This window comes from Lacrimispora amygdalina (genome assembly GCF_003432035.1).
Lineage (GTDB): Bacteria > Bacillota > Clostridia > Lachnospirales > Lachnospiraceae > Lacrimispora > Lacrimispora amygdalina.
In genome coordinates this window covers 15,343-32,540 of record NZ_QOHO01000048.1, presented here as the reverse complement: position 1 = coordinate 32,540, position 17,198 = coordinate 15,343, and the positions used below count along the sequence as shown (strand labels likewise).

Genomic DNA, 17,198 nt, shown 5'->3' with positions numbered 1-17,198 from the left:
AATTGCATTCCGAGCTTCCCGTTTTGTAATCGAGTTTCACATTTTGAAATCACCTTCAATTTTTCCGTTAAATGTATTTTTAAGTACAACTTTTTTTGCTTTATTTAAAACACTTATTTCATTAAGAAAAGTAGTTATTGCTTCAAATCTTTCACCTTTTACTAATTGGGATTCTCGGTTTTCATTCAAGCCTTCAATTTTTCGCTCAATTTTTGAAACAGAAATTAGACAAGAATCGAAATGGAACAAAGTCTGGTAACTAGGTGGGGTAAATCTTTACCTCACCTAGTAAAAACAGCATTGTAGTTTCGCCATGTAGTATCAAACTTCCGTCGACAGGAACGTTGAGACAGTTTGTCTGCTGGAGAGAAAAGCTTGATTTTATGCGGACTTGCGGGATTGTTTGAGAAAAATGGAGTTGTGTTTTTGTAAAAAATTGTTTGGTGTGACCGAATCTCAGGTGGGGCTGGGGTAATGCCAAAATGTTAAAATAGGGCTTTTGCCAAAATGTATTGAGTTTCGCCGGATATTGTGACAAATCGCCGAATATTGATACAAATGGTAAAGGTCCTATTTTTTGAAGTAAAGTCCGGTATAAATCCGAATCGGAAAAAGTTTCTCCAGTTAAAGTCGGAGATTCGGGCTGGTAAGTGGAATGCGTAACCATGAAGGCAGATACCATTGCAAGTGACTGGAAACAATTCATGGATTTTATGGAGGTATGTGAGGAAGAAGCTAGCCATTTTCAGAAATTTGGTTGACTTCTCTTTTAATAGTAAAGGATGATGGAATGTGATAAAATATAATTATCTAAGAAAATATTGGAGAATTTAAAGAGATGGAAAAAAGAATATTAGAATTTAATAAACGAAATATTATTACAGTTTTGCTAATTATTATTGGATTGATAATGGACACTGGCGTTAATATTACGGGACGATACTATGTCCTTGTTACTGAGTCATACATGGATTACATTTATTCAGCTATAATAACTATTTCTATTTTGAGTTTTTCTTTTATTGCAATAATTTCAGGTGTATTGGACAAAAAATATTATGGATATAAACTAAGAGAAATTATACAGTTTAGAGAATCACCAATAAATTTTAGACGATATATAGTATGGTCATTAATGCTTTTAAGCTTATGATTTCAATTGGTCGTGGGGATGTTACACATATAGAATTAAGTTATAAAATTAAAAAAAATTGTTTGCTGTAGATGAACGTACATTTGAAAAATTGGTTATTTTTATAATATTATAAATTTTTTTGTAACGAAGTTTCACTTTATCGGATATATGGATGAAAATAAGAAAGACTGGAGGAAGCTACCTTGGATGAAATTGAGAGGGCATACAATCAGCATGCAAAGGCGGTGTATAAATACTTGCTTAGTCTAACTCATAACGAAGATTTGGCAGAAGACCTAACACAAGAGACTTTCTTTCGTGCTATGAGAACCATAGGCAATTATGACGGGAGTTGTAAGTTGGTAGTATGGCTTTGTCAAATAGCTAAGCACATTTGGTATCAATGGCTGGCTAAGCGCTCTCGATGGAAGCAGATTGAGTTTACGGACGAAGTGCCGAGCTATGAATCACCGGAAATATCCACAGTGCTTCGAATGGAAAAAACAACCTTATATAAGGCGATTCACGCATTGCCGGAGCCAATGCGCGAGTTGGTACATATGCGTTTGACGGGTGAGTTTTCATTCGCAGAGATCGGCGAGATTTTAGGTAAGAACGAAAATTGGGCACGTACCACGTACTATCGATCTAAACAAAAAATAATTAAGGAAATGGAGAGACTTAAATGAAATGTTCCATTGTAAAAGATCTGTTATCTAATTACATTGACGGTTTAACAAGTGAAGAAACAAATACAGAAATAAAAAAACATCTTGATAATTGCGACAATTGCAGGACGGTTTATGAAGAAATGTCAATAGTTATCCCCGGAGAAATACCGAATGAAGATAAAAATATCAATTTTCTTAAACGGTTAAAAGCAAAAATGATACATAAGAATATTATGGTTGCCCTTTTGACTTGTATCATCGTATTGTGCGGTTTAATTGTCTTTGCAAAGAATTATCAAATACCACTCCCCTTTGACATCAACCGCATGTCTGTGGAATTATGTCCTTCTGTGGTTATAACCAATGAAAAAGGTAGAGTTATATGGGAGAAATTGGATACTTCAAAGGCTGTGGATGTCAAGCAAAAGGATTCTGGTGATATAATTAATGTGGTTGAAAGAGTTTATAGGGGGATTTCTCATATTTCTGAAAGTTCAACAGGCAGGGAGGTCAATCGAAATGGAGAGAATGTAAGGGTTATTTACTACTGCTACGCTAAAACGTTGTGGACCAGCCTGTTCTTTGACTCTGACCTTGCAGCTTATAGTGAAAGCGGTAGTAGTACAGGATCAGACATATATGGTGATGGATACGAAACTGTGGACTACAAGCCGCAGATGATAGAGATTTATTATTTACCGGTCAGAAATTTGGATAGACTTGAAAAGCTTTCTGATGAGGAATTTGACATGCAGAAAGAAAAGGGCACGTTAGTATGGAAAGGAGTTAATTAATTGGCTTCTAAATTTAACCAAGAAGTTATAATGCAGAGCTAATTTGAAACCTGCTCCAGTTCTGATTTAAGTATACATAGTTTTAAATTATGTATGTCGGATTATGTCGACGAAATTCAATTGAGTATTTAGATTAATAGTTTATAATATAATTGTAACCTATTAATTTACAAGACTATAGATAAAGGGGATTAAGTATGAGAAAAATTAAAAATGGACTACATTATTTTTAATGACATTAACTGTCAGTACGGTAACTGCTCCACAGGCAATGGCTGATAATTCACTCGCCATAACTAATGTGCCAATGGCAAGTAATGCAGCCATGGCACAGCTCCGAATGGAGGATAAAGGACCAGATTTCTCAAAAGGAAGTCTTATTTCTGAAGTTTGGGGTACTGAAGAAGATGGTACACCTTATGTGGAAAGAACTTATATAGAGCATAATGCTGCTTTATTAAGAGCGTCTAAATCAAAAAAATATACTAAAACTAAAAGCTATGGGGCTACAGGGTCAGTAGAAGTAAGTGCCAGATTTGAATATGATAGCGCAGAAAGGACAGTGTATGTATTTGATGAATCAGGATCATATAATCAAGGTGGTGGGGTAAGTGATGTAGAAGACTACGGAACAACCACTTCTGGTGATGGAACTTCAAAAGCGACAGCTAAATATAGTTGTCGAGTAAATAGAAATCTTGGCGGTTGGGCGACATACAGCGTAAGTGTATCATGCAATTATAAAGGAAACAAGAGTTAACATTCAACAATATTATTGGTAAACGGTTGTATTTTAACTGAAAGGGGACTGGCTACCCAGTCCTTTTTCAATGGAAAGAACTATATGACTGCTGTGATAGCAAAGAAGAGGTTCAATGAATCTATCCCTTGCTCAGCCTATCGAAAAAAAGTCAGGACAACTCTCAGTTTGTAAGATCGAGCAGCTGGTTTTGCCATTAATTGATAGGTGGGTAAGAATCTTACTCTGCCAAAGAATCCATCGGATTACTTCTGCCATGTAGTATAAAAGTTCTGTTCACAGGAACGTGGAAACCGTTTGTTTGCTATCTAGAAAACCTTGATTTTATGCGGATTTGCAAAGCTTTGCCGGATAAATGATACTGTGTTTTTTGATAAATCTGTTTAGCGAGATTGATTTTTAAATGGGGATGGGGTAACGCTAAAAAGTTGAAAGTTGAAGTTTCGCCGTAAGGTACTTAATATTGTGAGGGTGGGATATGCATTTAGAAAATGATAAATATATCGTAAATATAGCAGTAGACACAACATATACGGTTGACTCGGCGGATAATAAACCATATGATTTAGTATTTAATCCTGATAATATGAAGCATAATGATTATTCAAAAACATTCTGTATTGAAGTGGTAATGCAAGAACAAACGAAAATTATGGCTCTGATAGGTGGACTTTACTGTTATGACAGTGACTGTGCTATACTGGAAGGGGATATCTTGACGGTTCTTCAAAATAATATGATAACTCAAATTGATTTCTCCTCCAATCGCTTAGTTCTGCATAAGGTTCTGGACACCTTTGGATGTAATTTTGGAATCTACCGGAAATCCAATTACTATATCATTTATGGGGAGATAGAGATTACCCGGTTAAATGAACAGTTTGAAAAGGTATGGGCTTTTTCGGGAGGAGATATTTTTGTAAGCCAAAATGAAAGGTGTCCTTTTGAACTGGAAGATGATAAAATAAAGCTTAATGATTGGAATGGAAATTACTATGAGATTGACTTAAATGGAAATCTGATTTTGATGCGATAGGTGGAAAAATGGGATACAGTTTTTTAGATTTAGCAAAAGAAGTATTGGATGAACAAATATATTAATAAGCAGGTAAGCGGATTGGGGCCACCTCTTAAGTCCACAGAGCAATTTTATCAGTTACTGCCATAGTAATGCCTCCTTTTTTATTATTGTTCTATAAAAAAAGGAAAATATGCATTATAATTTTTTTTTTACGGTTTGTCTTTTTTCCAGAAAAGCTTGATTTTATGCGAAGTGCTTTTGCCAAAAAGTATTGCGTTTCGCCGGATTGTGTGAACAAATCCGCGAAAATTGATACTAATAATAAAAGTCCTATATTTTTGAGTAAAAGGTTAAATAAATAGGATTGCTGTTAAGTAGAAAAAATAAAAAGTTGTTTGCTCTAAAATAGAGTAGGCAACTTTTTTATATATAGAATTTAATAATGTACATGTCCACGAGAAATTGGTTTGAATAACATGCACGCGGAGAGTAGGAATGATGATTTTAAAGGGTATCGGACATTGGCTACACAGTCGGATTTTGATTCATTTTAAGGTCGCTGATAATTGTATGTATCCTGTTAATTTGATATAATTAAGAAAAAGAGTTTAGGGGGTATATACGATGAAAGCATCAGATGCAGTATATAGAATGATGAAGGAACATGGTGGCATTTTTACAGTAACTACATTACTTGGTAATAAGCACGATTTTCATATGAGTCAGGATGATAAATATATTTATTCTGACTCAGCATTGCCAAAACAGAAACTGGAATTTTCTGTTTTTGATAAAGTTGCTGATTTTATAAGAAAAAGTGGTGGAACAGTAAGAAAAGGAAATGGACATGATTCTAAGGTCGGTGGAAAGCATTGTGGACAAGATACATTGATGTCGTCATGAACTGGAGCGACCGGTACTTGATGCATTCTGGAAGTGGACGAATGGGATAAATGCCCTTGGCGGATCAATGCTTGCCAGGGCAATTAACTATGCCCAAAATCAAAGATCATATATGGAGAATTACCTTCTTGACGGAAGATGCTCCATTAGTAATAACGCAGCTGAAAGGGCCGTAAAATCATATGTTATGGTAAACTTCCTCTTTCACGACACTGTAAAAGGTGCCAAAGCAAGTGCAATTGTTTACACGCTTGCAGAAACAGCCAAAGCGAATGGATTAAACATACGTCTCTATCTGGAAACAGTTATGACTAAGATGCTGGACTACAAAAATGAGCCCGATAGTATCCTGGAAGAACTGATGCCTTGGTCAGAAGCAATGCAAAAATCCTGTGGCTTGAATAATGGTACTATTTAAATTTTTCAGAGGTGAAAAATTCGTAATAATCAATACGCTTCTTTATGTAGCGCTTACATTTAAACAGGGTAGCCTTGCAAAAGAATTGGGAATCAACATTTTAAATGATAAAAAACTATTTTAGACCTGGTAAGATATTTACGATATTCCTGAAAATAAATGTTTAGTAATACAGAATTTGAGGGTGATAAATTATGAACGAGCAGCAATTATTACGGGAACCAAATATAGAACCGACAAGTGAGGCTATTGCAGAGGCGCTTGGTACAACAAACAGTACCTATATAAAGTTTATTGAGAAACTTAAAAGCCATGATATAGAGGTGGATTGGCGTTATTACAAGGATGGTAAGGCTTGGCTTGGAAAAGCATTGCATAAGTGGACAACCATTCGAGGAACGCAAAAAGAGATGACTGCATTTTGGCTTTCTATCTGGGACGGATTTTTCAAAGTAAGTATCTATATCCCGGAGAAAGCCCGTGCAGATGCGCTGAAACTTTCACTTGACGATGAAGTGAAAGAAGTGATAGGAAATTCAAAGCAAATGGGGAAATTGAAGTTTTTTCCATTAGTTTTTGATGTACATTCAGATAAGGTATTTGATGATATTTATACGCTTATTGATTTTAGGAAAACAATAAAATAAGTTTTATGTAGAATTAGCAAAATAAGAATTTGTGGAGGAACATAAAATGACATGGGATTATGCAGAACACGCCAAACCATGTGAGGGATGCCAAAATGTGATGTGGGGAAATCGGAACACTGTGGCAAATGCTTTTGGCAGAATTAAAGAGCGAATCTATAGATAAGATAATTGAACCATAGATTCAAGTACTTCCAGACGGCGATGTGAAAAATCAACTAATCAAAGCAAGAATTGGTTAGTACTAAAGCCGTGGAAGGATTCTGAACTAAAGGCCGAGAAAACAATTCCGATGAATGGACTCTCTTTAAATGCACTACATGATAAAGCTTTTGACAAAGTATTGATAACAATAATCCCAGATTATCAACTACTGTACTATACAGTAATGTTTTAAAGCTTTATACATATAATAATAAAAACTATAGTTATTGGGTATATTTATGATCATTTATGTAGTGCAAGTTGGTGATACAATTACATCAATTGCAAATAAATTTGGAGTTTCAGAAACAAGGTTAATACTCGAAAACGGTATATCAAATCCTACTGACTTGGTAATAGGTCAAACCATCGTAATCACCTATCCTCAAGAGACATATATTGTAAAAGAGGGAGATAACTTATCTGAAATTGCATTGGATCATGGAATATCGATGATGCAATTATATCGAAATAATCCATACCTTTGGGAAAGAGAATATATTTTTCCTGGTGAAGAACTTATAATTAGTTATGATACAAAAGGAACTATTACAACAAATGCCTATGCATTTCCTTTTATTGATAAGAATATTTTAAAAAAGTCATTACCTTACTTAACCTACCTTTCAATATTAAATTATAAAACATTAAGGAAAGGAGAGATTGAATCATTCTATGATGATTCTGATTTGATTGAAACTGCTAAGCAATTTGGTGTGATGCCCTTAATGCTTGTTACAAGTGTAACATTTCGAGGTGAACGGAATCCTGAAATGATTTATGAAATACTTTTAAACCCGGATTATCAGGATAATCATGCGGAAAGTATGCTTAAAATTTTGAAGGAAAAAGGGTATTACGGGGTAAATATTACGTTTACATTTTTAAATGAGACTAACCAAGAACTTTATTTAAATTACCTGGAACGAATAACTTCTCGTCTTAACAAAGAAGGATATCCTGTTTTTATTACGATAGATCCCAATTTTTTGATAGAAGAAAATCAGTTACTATTTGAGAAAGTAAATTATTCAAAATACAATGAATTAATTGATGAAACATATTTAATGAGATTTTACTGGGGGACTCAATATGGACCTCCTATGCCGATCAGTTCAATAGAAAATATTTCATTATATGTAAATTATACAAAACAAATGATGGATCCTAAAAAAATTAATGTTGGATTTCCGCTATTGGGATATGATTGGACACTTCCATATATTGAAGGCTTTTCTGAAGCAAATGCGATCACATTAGATGCTGTAATTGATTTGGCAAGATCAATGAAATCAACCATTCTTTTTGATGAAGTTTCAAAAACACCATATTATGAATATGCAATTGAAACAAGTGGAAGAATAATTCAACATATAGTATGGTTTGTTGATGCCAGAACTATTTATGCAATCGTCAATTTAGTTTTAGAAAATGGGTTAAGTGGTACGGGATTGTGGAATATTATGAGTTATTATCCACAGCTTTGGCTTATTATTAATTCAAACTGTAAAATAAAAAAACTATTGTCTGAAGTGAACCAATAAAGCACTTACGATTTATAAAGCGATTTATAAGAGTTATCTAAAAAATTAAATTCTGATGCAAGTACGGACGAAATAACAAGAAACTACGGAATATATCCGGACGAAGGAAATCATTCAAAAGTATATTTTTAAAGTGGAATATGATACAATAGTTTATATTAAAATTGGTTAAAGATTGAAAACGACAAAGCAAGTGGTACGGAGGTGGATTTATGGATACAAGGGAAACCATAGACTATTGTATTGATTCAGCTGTAAAAATTGGTGAAGAAACATACGATATGATACTTGACTTTAGCGATGAGAGTGTTGAGCATGTCGATAAAATATTGGATGGTTATCATGAGCGATATCTCCACCCAGAAAAGGATGAAGGATTTATAAAGGGTCATGTCAATACCTATGCTCACATTTTCGGAATTTATGTGGGAGAAGTTTTGATTCGTAGTCATGCAAAGGATTATGTCTGGCAGGAAACAGAGGCTGGTATTACACTTATCAAAAATGAAAGTAACCATATCAATCCGATTACTAAGGCTTATAAGCAGATTATAAACGGCAAAGAGGGCGGAGATGATATTAAGTCTTTTTTCGAAGTTGCCATTTTTATTGTGAAAGGCATTTTTCCGAAGTAATGCCAGCAACTGTATCTTGAATGCTGGGACTTCGAGAATCACCTATATGGTTAAACATCAATTTCTGTTTAATTCAGAGATCATGATAGAATTCGGAGGGAGATAAATTGAACAGTAAAGAGATCTATACCATTAGAAATGAGAAGGCAGAGGATCAGTGGGAAGTAGAGAATTTAACTAGAAAGGCCTTTTGGAATTTAAATGTTCCGGGCTGCAGTGAACATTATTTGGTACATGTTATGAGAAATCATCCGGATTTCATACCTGAGCTGGACTTTATCCTTGAAAAAGACAATTGCATTATCGGAAATATCATGTACACGAAAGCAAAACTTGTAGATGAGGAAAACCGTGAAAAGCAGATACTGACCTTTGGACCCTTGAGTGTTCTTCCTGAGTTTCAAAGAAAAGGATATGGAAAAGCCCTGCTTGAGTATTCATTTGCAAAGGCAAAACAAATGTCGTACGATGTCATTGTGATTTTTGGAAATCCTGATAATTATGTTTCCCGCGGGTTTAAAAGCTGTAAAAAATTTGATATTTGTATAAAAGAGGACTTCTATCCGGCGGCCATGCTGGTGAAAGAGTTAACACAGGGGTGTCTGGAAAAAAGAAAGTGGCGCTATATCGAAAGCGAAGTCTATCAGACAGATGAAAAAGCGATGGAGCAGTTTGATTTAAATTTTGAAAAAATGGAAAAGAAATTCCAACCAAGCCAGGAAGAATTTTATATACATAGCCATTCAAAAATCATATGAAGTTATGAATTACGCTTTGCTAAAATGGGACAGGGCAGTCAGATTAATATACCATGTCCCGTTTTATCAAAGAAGGCTTTCAATTATTTATTTAATAGTAAGCTTGACATACAACTAAAAAGGGTGCATACTAATTACAAAAGGAGTTAGCAATAACTAACCGTTCTAAAGTAGTGAAATAGTGTGTTAGTTAAAAGAAGTATTAGTAAAGACTTCAACAATAACAAGATTAACAGCTTTAATGATGAAGTTATTACATATCTGAAAAGTGGTGTAAAAGAGAAAGGAGGCTATGTATAACATGAAAACAGAACAATTAGAACGAATGAAGCATGGTAAAGGATTCATTGCAGCATTGGATCAGAGCGGAGGAAGCACACCAAAGGCGTTGAGAGACTATGGAATTGAGATGTCAGAATACCATACAGAGGATGAAATGTATGATCTGATTCAGCAGATGAGAAGCCGGATTATCGCAAGTAAGGCATTTTCGTCCAATCATATATTAGGGGCAATCCTGTTTGAAAAAACAATGGAACGTAAAATTGACAATCTGTATACTGCGGATTATCTATGGGAGAAAAAAGGGATTGTTCCTTTTTTGAAAATAGACAATGGACTGGAGGAAGAAAAAGACGGAGTTCAGATGATGAAACCGATTCCTAAGCTGGAAGAACTTTTAAACAGAGCAACCGCTAAAAATATTTTTGGAACAAAAATGCGTTCCGTTATCCATGAAGCAAATGGTGATGGTATTCATGCGATTGTAGAACAGCAGTTTGAATTAGGCCAGAAAATTGCAGATGCCGGATTTGTTCCGATTTTGGAACCGGAGGTAGACATTCATAGCAGCAGCAAACAAGAAGCAGAGGAGATGTTGATTGGGGAAATTGAAAACCATCTGAAAAAACTGGATGATTCAATGAATATTATGCTGAAGGTGTCGATCCCTTCTGTAGCTGGAACTTACAATGGACTAATGAATGATCCGAGAGTTGTGCGAATTGTGGCACTTTCCGGTGGATACAGCCGTAAAGAGGCAAATGAACTGTTGAGGCAGAACCCGAAACTGATAGCCAGCTTTTCCAGAGCACTTCTTTCTGAACTTTCCGTAAAGCAGACACAGCAGGAATTTGATGCGGTATTATTGAAAACAATTATTGAAATTTACGAAGCATCCTTATAGGGAGGGACTGAATATGAGTCATCAATTAGTATTGCTCCGTCATGGAGAAAGTATCTGGAATTTAGAAAATCTGTTTACCGGCTGGACAGATGTTGACTTATCAGAAGCCGGAAAAGAAGAAGCAAGAGAAGCTGGCCGGCTGTTTAAGGAGCAGGGATATGAATTTGACATCTGCTATACCTCTTATCTGAAACGTGCAATCCATACGCTGAATTTAGCTCTGGAGGAAATGGATGCAGAATGGCTGCCTGTAATAAAGGCCTGGCAGCTTAATGAGCGCCATTATGGGACATTACAGGGATTAAATAAGTCACAGACGGCTGAAAAATATGGAGAGGAACAGGTGAGAATCTGGCGGCGTTCTTTTGATGTACAGCCACCGTCTCTGGAGCCGCAGGATGAAAGAAATCCGTCGCATCAGAAAGCATATCATAATGTGGAGGAAAACCAATTGCCGTTAGCGGAAAGTCTGAAAGACACCATCGCGAGGGTTATTCCATACTTTGAAAAGCAGATCAGACCACAGCTTATGGAAGGAAAAAGGGTACTGATTACAGCACATGGAAACTCCCTGAGGGCCCTGATTATGTATCTGGAGCATCTTTCCCAGCAGGAAATCATAGAGCTTAATCTGGCAACGGGCATCCCGTTAGTATATAGACTGGATGATTCACTCTCGGTCATTAAAAAGCAGTTTTTAGGAAATCCTGATGTAATAGCTGCTAAAATGAAAATGGTAGCAAATCAGGGAAAAACAAAATCAATAAAAAGCGCTGTATAGATACATAGGTAAAAAACATGGCATAAGCTAAGCCACCAAAAATCATTCTTTGATCTTGGTGGCTTATGCTATGTGTCATCATAGATATTAATGCCGAATTTAATGTAATATTAGTATCACTTCAAGCTTATATCTTGATGAAAGACAACTGAATCTAAAATAGGTTTTAAACTTTCAACAATCTTATGAGTCATACTTTGTCCATTATTGTCAAAAATATATTTTATTGTGGTTGTGACTAAAGATGCATAGATACATGCATGGTAATCGGCAAGTTCTGTATTGGATACATTGTGCTCAGTTATATAAGCTTTGTATTTGTTTTTCAACAGCATCTGCATATCATCGTAAACATGTATAGAATATGTATTAATTTTCCATAGAGCGCATATCATATCTTTTTGTTTCAGAAGTTTATCATAGACGGCTTTTATATATTGTGATAAATCATCGCTATTTTTGTCTGCAAATCTTTCATCCAGGAATAGGGAATAGTCAGTAAGAATTTCTTCAGAAATAGTTTTAGCAAGATCAAATTTGTCTGCATAATATTTATAAAAAGTTGAACGATTTATTAGTGCTTTTTCTAATATGTTTTGGATTGTTATCTGATCAAAATCCTTTTCATTAAGTAATTGAATAAATGTATTTTTTATATTATTTTGTGTTTTAATTACGCGTAGATCTAATTTGTAATCCATAGGCACACCTTCTTTTAATTGTATTTTACTAAATTTAGAAGAGAAAAGCAACAGAATCCAGCATTTGCAATTTCCTGTATCTCCTGTTATTAAATGAATTGAAAACCATCAGGGTTTCTTGATTTATATAAATAAGCAACAATTAATACAATAGTTGTTGCTTATCAAATACATGAGGGTTTTTTGGTGATTGATAATAAGCCGAAATAATACTAACTTGTATATGAAGTACTATGAAACGAATGAATGAAAGGAGTAAAATTATGATTAATTCCAAAAAGATATTAGGAATCTGCGTTAGTAATCGAAAAAATGGTAACAGTTCAATTATTTTAAACAAATTACTGCAACCAGCCAAAGAAGCAGGGCATGAAATTGAAGTTTTATATTTGGGGGCGTTAAAAATTTTACCTTGCAGAGGTTGTTTTGCTTGCAGTAATTCTCATAATTGTGTTTTAGAAGACGATATAAATATGGTTAAGGAAAAGATCGAGATGGCTGATGCCATCGCATTGGCATCTCCCTGCTATTACCTTTCTGCACCATCCACATTAAAAGCACTATCTGCCTAAGTTTTAAGACATTTTGCAGACAGAGCAGTTGTCTCAACATTTAAATAAAATTTATACATATTAACCATCATTAAAGGAGGATTTATAATGACTAGTCAAATTAAATTTAAAAAAGGAACTTATAAGTTTCATACCAATCCAAACTTCAATTATCAATTAAATCGTACTTACGCTTGGAGTAATGGGGATTTGGAAGAACTTAAAGCCGTGGCTGCCAAAATTACGGATGCTGCGACATGGGAAAAGGAACTACTGGAATTAGCGGAAAAAGCCTTGCAGGAAAAACGTATGGAAAATGCTATCGCTTACTATCGCATGGCGGAATTCTTTATGTACGACGGACATCCTGCTAAAATCACGACATATGACAAAGCCGTTAATCTTTTCTATGATTATCATGCCGATTTATTCAAATCCCAAATGATTAAAAGAGATTTAGTACCATTTGGTGCGGCGCACCTTCCTGTGTTATATACGATTCCCGAAGACGGTAAATTTACGGATACCATTTTGCTCCATGGCGGATATGATTCTTATATGGAAGAGTTTGTACCAATGATGCTCTATCTCCGCGAAAACGGCTTTGCAGTTTACCTTTTTGAAGGACCTGGTCAGGGGGGAGCGCTAAGAAAAGAAGGCTTGACATTTATTCCACAATGGGAAATTCCGGTAAAAACGATATTGGATTATTACAATCTAAATGATGTAACGATTATTGGGCTATCTCTTGGCGGAATGTTAGCGCCGAGAGCGGCTGCATTTGAAGGGCGGATTAAACGGGTTGTTGCCTGGAGTTTACTGCCCAATCTGTTTGAACTGTTTCTATATGATATGCCTAAGAACTTTCAGCAAGTGACCCGTTTACTGATGGAAATGGAAAATGAAGAAGTTATTAATTTAATAATGAAGAGTTTAATGAAGAAAGATCCGATGATTGAATGGGCAATAAACCATGGAATGCATAACATGGGTGTGCACACTCCATATGAGTATTTGAAAAAGATAAATCAATTCCAATACATGGATGTTGCCTCACAAATAACACAGGATTTTCTGCTTATAGGCGCTGAAAAAGATCATTTTATTCCTGTTGATTTTTACAAACCCATCATTGAGGAGTTGAAAAATGTGAATTCTCTTACTTATAGGCTTTTTACTGAAAAAGAAAACGCTGAAAATCATTGTAATGCAGGGAATACCAAACTAGTTCTTGATACAATTATTAATTGGATAAAAGTAATTAAGCCGTTTTTAAATTAAATTATCCCATTTAGTTTTGATTTTTCGTTGATGAGCGGATAATCAGATTAGGAAGAGTCACAAATGACTGGACTTGAAGAGACGGATTCTTAATCTTTTGCAATAATATAGAAGCCGCCTGTCTTCCCATTTCATGTACATCAATGTCAACAACTGTAAGGGGAGGATCAATGAGCTGAGATAAGGGATAATCGTCAAAAGTAATGAGTCCAATATCTTCTGGTATTGATAACAGATGTTTTTCAATTGCACGGACGGCTCCCATTGCAATCTGATTATTTTCACAGATAACTGCATCGGGAAGAGTGGGCTGGCATAGCAGCTCTTCCATCATTAAATATCCGCTTTCTTTTGTATACGTACCGTATTTTATAAAATCATCTTGTATGGCCAGACCGTTAATATTCATATACGATACAAAACCCTGAAGACGGTGTCTTGAAATCTCATCACTTCTTGGACCTCCTATAAATGCGATTTGACAATAGCCGCACTTCTCCAGATACTCCATTGCCATTTGTCCGGATACACGATTGTTGGTATCAATCCAGGAAGATGGACTGGCAAAAGGGGGTCTGCCGATTATAATGTGTGGAAAATCATTTTTTACTAAAAAATCAACCAATAGTCTTGAGGTTGCAGAGCCATGAACCAACAAGCCATCAGCGGTGTTACAGCCAACCGTTTTAATTGCCAAATCATAAGCATCCTGTTTATCAGAAACTCCCATGAAAGACAAATTATAGTTTTTATTCCGAATTACATTTTGTGCTCCGCACAGTATTTCAAACATATGAGGATTATGAAATGCAGTGTTTAATTCCGTAACGGCAAGATAGATAATGTTACCAGTACGTTTACATTTAAAATTACTGGCCTGGGCATTCGGATGATAATTGAGACGTTTCATTACTTCCATAACCCGCCTGGAAGTACTTTCCGAAATATAAGGCTTGTTGTTTAATATTTTAGAAACAGTAGCCGTGGAAACTCCGGCTTCTCTGGCAACATCTTTTATCGTTACAGCCATAGGACTCCCCTTTCTTTAACTCGTATTAGAATAGTATAACGTTTACCTAGAAAAATCAAGCAATATGTACGAAAAAACTTTGTTATTCGGAACAGAATTGTTATAATTTACTTATAAATACCGGTGTTTTATGAAAATAGTTAACAACGTAACAGTGAAGAAGGAAGGGGAAATGGTAGTGAAAAAGATATTAAAACGTATTGTATGCTTTGCACTTTGTTTCATAATGATAATGCCGCTATTACCTCCAACAAAGGTAAATGCAGCCGAAAGTCTTCGGGGAGAGTCTGTTTATCAGATTATGGTTGATCGTTTTTATGACGGGGATAAGACGAATAATGCAGCAGGTGAAGCCTTTCGCTATGCAGAAAACTCAGAAGAAGATTTTCGTTACATGCATGGCGGTGACTGGCAGGGAATCATAGATAAAATTTCTTACATTAAGGATATGGGATATACCGCTATCTGGATTTCACCGGTTTCCGATCCACAGCTATGGGGAATACCGGATGCCAATGGCAAGCAGTGGCCATCTGCCTATCATGGATATAATGTATTTGATCCCAATCGCGCCAACCGCTATTTTGGTTCAAAAGATCCGCAGGCAAGTAAGGATAAGCTGAAGGAACTGGTAGAGGTTTGCCATGATAATGGAATTAAGGTTATTTTTGATATTGTTCCCAATCACGTAGGAGATTACCTTCAGGGAATCGGAAGCAATGCTCATTATACCAATGGTACAGGATTAAAAGAGGGTACACAGTTGCAGCCGGCGGCGCCGTTTAATAATGTCTCATGGTATCATAATAAAGGAGATATTAATTTTGACATAGAGCATCCCCATACATCAACAAGCACGCAGATGCTGGAAGATCATGACCTGGGTGGTTTGGATGATATAGACTTTGATAATCAGGATGCAAAACGTGCAATATTTGACTCAATAAAAAACTGGTTTACCTATACGGGGGCAGACGCTGCCAGGGTGGATGCGGCAAAATGTATGAAACCTTATGATATTCATGAATTACAGGAATATTTAGGTGTTGCAACCTTTGGCGAAAACTTTGATATGCATGTGGTTTTTATAAAGGACTGGGTTGGAGATAACGCTGAGACGGGTATGCTTGATTTTCCGCTGTTCCAGGCAATTGTAAATGATTTTGCATATGGAAAGAATTTTAACAACACATCGGAACTGTCACTTCAGTCTATTTTAGCTCAGGATCATCTTTATGGAAGTCATCTGAATGATATGGTCACTTTTATTGACAATCACGATCGTAATCGCTTTCTAACCGAAGCAGGTGGAGATGTTGATAAACTCCATAATGCATTAACTTTTATTTTTACAGCAAGAGGGACTCCGGTAGTCTTTCAGGGGACAGAGCAGAACAGAGGAAATGCCAACGGTCAGGGAATCAACGGGATTGCAGATACCTGGAATCGCTGGTCTATGGTAACTAAGGATAGTAACGGCAATATTTTAAAAGACTATTTTAATACATCAACGAATACATATAAGCTTATCCGGACTTTAAACGATCTTCGTGGAAAATATGAAGCTTTGAGCTATGGTACACAGCGTGAAATGTGGACGTCAATGCATACCTATGCTTTTTCAAGAAGAATGGACAGCGGAAACAATGCAGGGCAGGAATTAATATGTGCATTTCATAATTCCAAAGGAACAGATACCGAAACAATGTCCATACGTGCCGAAAGCACCATTAAGCCAGGAACTACGTTAGTCAATGTAATGAATCCCAATGATAAAATAACAGTATCGTCAGACAGGAAAGTTACAATAACACTTACCGGAGACACTTCTAAAATATACGTGGCAGATGAAAACGCAGGTGAGACAATTCCAGTGGCCTTTCATATCCGCAATGCGTCTACGGACTGGGGGCAGAACGTTTATATTTCAGGAAACTGCGCGGAACTTGGAAACTGGGATCCAGGCAAAGCGGCAGGTCCTGCAGTCTGCCCAAACTATCCGGAGTGGGATTTAACCGTTTATCTTCCGGCAGGTCAGAAAATTGAATTTAAGGCGGTTAAGAAGAATGCGGCTGGTAATGTCATATGGCAAAGCGGGGATAACCGCAGCTATACGGTACCATTAACAGGTTCCGGGAAAGTAAGCATTGACTGGTAAAGGATTCGTGAAATAGTTTC

General features: G+C 35.9%; 19 protein-coding genes. 17 read left to right on the top strand and 2 right to left on the bottom strand.

Annotated elements, in window-relative coordinates; translation table 11 throughout:
* The 14 genes from DS742_RS29235 to gpmA all read left to right on the top strand — a co-directional run.
* The coding region (locus DS742_RS29235) for a hypothetical protein (protein ID WP_205692765.1) at positions 1-259 on the top strand (259 nt) is incomplete at its 5' end.
* A 579-nt stretch (positions 260-838) separates the two neighbouring features.
* Positions 839-1,153 (top strand): hypothetical protein, encoded by a 315-nt coding sequence (locus DS742_RS15250; RefSeq protein WP_117417834.1) that lies wholly within the window; start codon positions 839-841, stop codon positions 1,151-1,153.
* Between the two features lie 185 nt (positions 1,154-1,338).
* Complete coding sequence (locus tag DS742_RS15245; RefSeq protein WP_117417833.1) at positions 1,339-1,824, top strand: RNA polymerase sigma factor; 486 nt, start codon at positions 1,339-1,341, stop codon at positions 1,822-1,824.
* Positions 1,821-2,600: a zf-HC2 domain-containing protein gene (locus DS742_RS15240; protein ID WP_117417832.1), complete on the top strand. Its 780-nt coding sequence runs from the start codon at positions 1,821-1,823 to the stop codon at positions 2,598-2,600. The genes DS742_RS15245 and DS742_RS15240 overlap by 4 nt, the downstream gene beginning before the upstream one ends.
* A gap of 340 nt (positions 2,601-2,940) precedes the next feature.
* Positions 2,941-3,360, top strand: a complete 420-nt coding sequence (locus DS742_RS15235) for a hypothetical protein (RefSeq protein WP_147325805.1) — start codon at positions 2,941-2,943, stop codon at positions 3,358-3,360.
* 478 nt (positions 3,361-3,838) lie between these two features.
* Positions 3,839-4,396 carry a hypothetical protein gene (locus DS742_RS15230; RefSeq protein ID WP_117417830.1) on the top strand — a complete coding sequence of 186 codons (558 nt, stop codon included), beginning with the start codon at positions 3,839-3,841 and terminating at the stop codon, positions 4,394-4,396.
* Between the two features lie 609 nt (positions 4,397-5,005).
* A complete protein-coding gene (locus DS742_RS15225; protein WP_117417829.1) occupies positions 5,006-5,284 on the top strand; it encodes a hypothetical protein in 279 nt (92 codons plus the stop codon).
* A 1-nt stretch (position 5,285) separates the two neighbouring features.
* On the top strand, positions 5,286-5,702 hold the full coding sequence (locus DS742_RS15220) for an IS66 family transposase (RefSeq protein WP_341457640.1): 417 nt from the start codon (positions 5,286-5,288) through the stop codon (positions 5,700-5,702).
* Between the two features lie 194 nt (positions 5,703-5,896).
* Entirely contained in the window at positions 5,897-6,349 is a 453-nt protein-coding gene (locus tag DS742_RS15215) for a DUF3788 family protein (protein ID WP_117417827.1), read from the top strand.
* A 443-nt stretch (positions 6,350-6,792) separates the two neighbouring features.
* Entirely contained in the window at positions 6,793-8,097 is a 1,305-nt protein-coding gene (locus DS742_RS15210; RefSeq protein WP_117417826.1) for a LysM peptidoglycan-binding domain-containing protein, read from the top strand.
* A gap of 212 nt (positions 8,098-8,309) precedes the next feature.
* Positions 8,310-8,732: a hypothetical protein gene (locus DS742_RS15205; protein ID WP_117417825.1), complete on the top strand. Its 423-nt coding sequence runs from the start codon at positions 8,310-8,312 to the stop codon at positions 8,730-8,732.
* 122 nt (positions 8,733-8,854) lie between these two features.
* Positions 8,855-9,490 (top strand): GNAT family N-acetyltransferase, encoded by a 636-nt coding sequence (locus DS742_RS15200; protein ID WP_117417839.1) that lies wholly within the window; start codon positions 8,855-8,857, stop codon positions 9,488-9,490.
* Positions 9,491-9,791: 301 nt separating this feature from the next.
* Positions 9,792-10,676 carry a fructose bisphosphate aldolase gene (locus DS742_RS15195; protein WP_117417824.1) on the top strand — a complete coding sequence of 295 codons (885 nt, stop codon included), beginning with the start codon at positions 9,792-9,794 and terminating at the stop codon, positions 10,674-10,676.
* A 13-nt stretch (positions 10,677-10,689) separates the two neighbouring features.
* Positions 10,690-11,457 carry a 2,3-diphosphoglycerate-dependent phosphoglycerate mutase gene (gpmA, locus tag DS742_RS15190; protein ID WP_117417823.1) on the top strand — a complete coding sequence of 256 codons (768 nt, stop codon included), beginning with the start codon at positions 10,690-10,692 and terminating at the stop codon, positions 11,455-11,457.
* A 116-nt stretch (positions 11,458-11,573) separates the two neighbouring features.
* Here gpmA and DS742_RS15185 read toward each other — a convergent pair whose 3' ends face one another.
* Positions 11,574-12,158 (bottom strand): TetR/AcrR family transcriptional regulator, encoded by a 585-nt coding sequence (locus DS742_RS15185; protein WP_117417822.1) that lies wholly within the window; start codon positions 12,156-12,158, stop codon positions 11,574-11,576.
* Positions 12,159-12,421: 263 nt separating this feature from the next.
* Here DS742_RS15185 and DS742_RS15180 point away from each other — a divergent pair, with 263 nt between their 5' ends.
* Positions 12,422-12,730: a flavodoxin family protein gene (locus DS742_RS15180; protein ID WP_170313476.1), complete on the top strand. Its 309-nt coding sequence runs from the start codon at positions 12,422-12,424 to the stop codon at positions 12,728-12,730.
* Between the two features lie 87 nt (positions 12,731-12,817).
* Positions 12,818-13,990 carry an alpha/beta fold hydrolase gene (locus DS742_RS15175; protein ID WP_170313475.1) on the top strand — a complete coding sequence of 391 codons (1,173 nt, stop codon included), beginning with the start codon at positions 12,818-12,820 and terminating at the stop codon, positions 13,988-13,990.
* A 10-nt stretch (positions 13,991-14,000) separates the two neighbouring features.
* On the opposite strand, the gene DS742_RS15170 is transcribed toward DS742_RS15175, so the two are convergent.
* Positions 14,001-15,020: a LacI family DNA-binding transcriptional regulator gene (locus tag DS742_RS15170; protein WP_117417819.1), complete on the bottom strand. Its 1,020-nt coding sequence runs from the start codon at positions 15,018-15,020 to the stop codon at positions 14,001-14,003.
* A 178-nt stretch (positions 15,021-15,198) separates the two neighbouring features.
* On the opposite strand from DS742_RS15170, the gene DS742_RS15165 reads away from it, so the two are divergent.
* Positions 15,199-17,178, top strand: coding sequence for an alpha-amylase family glycosyl hydrolase (locus tag DS742_RS15165; protein WP_242996495.1), 1,980 nt, complete (start codon positions 15,199-15,201; stop codon positions 17,176-17,178).
* The last annotated feature ends 20 nt before the right edge of the window (positions 17,179-17,198 follow it).

What these genes read in the sequence shown, in the direction of transcription:
- DS742_RS15205 (WP_117417825.1), top strand. Translation starts at nt 8,310, where the DNA reads ATGGATACAAGGGAAACCATAGACTATTGTATTGATTCAGCTGTAAAA.
- DS742_RS15210 (WP_117417826.1), top strand. Translation starts at nt 6,793, where the DNA reads ATGATCATTTATGTAGTGCAAGTTGGTGATACAATTACATCAATTGCA.
- DS742_RS15250 (WP_117417834.1), top strand. Translation starts at nt 839, where the DNA reads ATGGAAAAAAGAATATTAGAATTTAATAAACGAAATATTATTACAGTT.
- DS742_RS15170 (WP_117417819.1), bottom strand. Translation starts at nt 15,020, where the DNA reads ATGGCTGTAACGATAAAAGATGTTGCCAGAGAAGCCGGAGTTTCCACG.
- gpmA (WP_117417823.1), top strand. Translation starts at nt 10,690, where the DNA reads ATGAGTCATCAATTAGTATTGCTCCGTCATGGAGAAAGTATCTGGAAT.
- DS742_RS15180 (WP_170313476.1), top strand. Translation starts at nt 12,422, where the DNA reads ATGATTAATTCCAAAAAGATATTAGGAATCTGCGTTAGTAATCGAAAA.
- DS742_RS15230 (WP_117417830.1), top strand. Translation starts at nt 3,839, where the DNA reads ATGCATTTAGAAAATGATAAATATATCGTAAATATAGCAGTAGACACA.
- DS742_RS15175 (WP_170313475.1), top strand. Translation starts at nt 12,818, where the DNA reads ATGACTAGTCAAATTAAATTTAAAAAAGGAACTTATAAGTTTCATACC.
- DS742_RS15240 (WP_117417832.1), top strand. Translation starts at nt 1,821, where the DNA reads ATGAAATGTTCCATTGTAAAAGATCTGTTATCTAATTACATTGACGGT.
- DS742_RS15235 (WP_147325805.1), top strand. Translation starts at nt 2,941, where the DNA reads ATGGAGGATAAAGGACCAGATTTCTCAAAAGGAAGTCTTATTTCTGAA.
- DS742_RS15215 (WP_117417827.1), top strand. Translation starts at nt 5,897, where the DNA reads ATGAACGAGCAGCAATTATTACGGGAACCAAATATAGAACCGACAAGT.
- DS742_RS15225 (WP_117417829.1), top strand. Translation starts at nt 5,006, where the DNA reads ATGAAAGCATCAGATGCAGTATATAGAATGATGAAGGAACATGGTGGC.
- DS742_RS15185 (WP_117417822.1), bottom strand. Translation starts at nt 12,158, where the DNA reads ATGGATTACAAATTAGATCTACGCGTAATTAAAACACAAAATAATATA.
- DS742_RS15195 (WP_117417824.1), top strand. Translation starts at nt 9,792, where the DNA reads ATGAAAACAGAACAATTAGAACGAATGAAGCATGGTAAAGGATTCATT.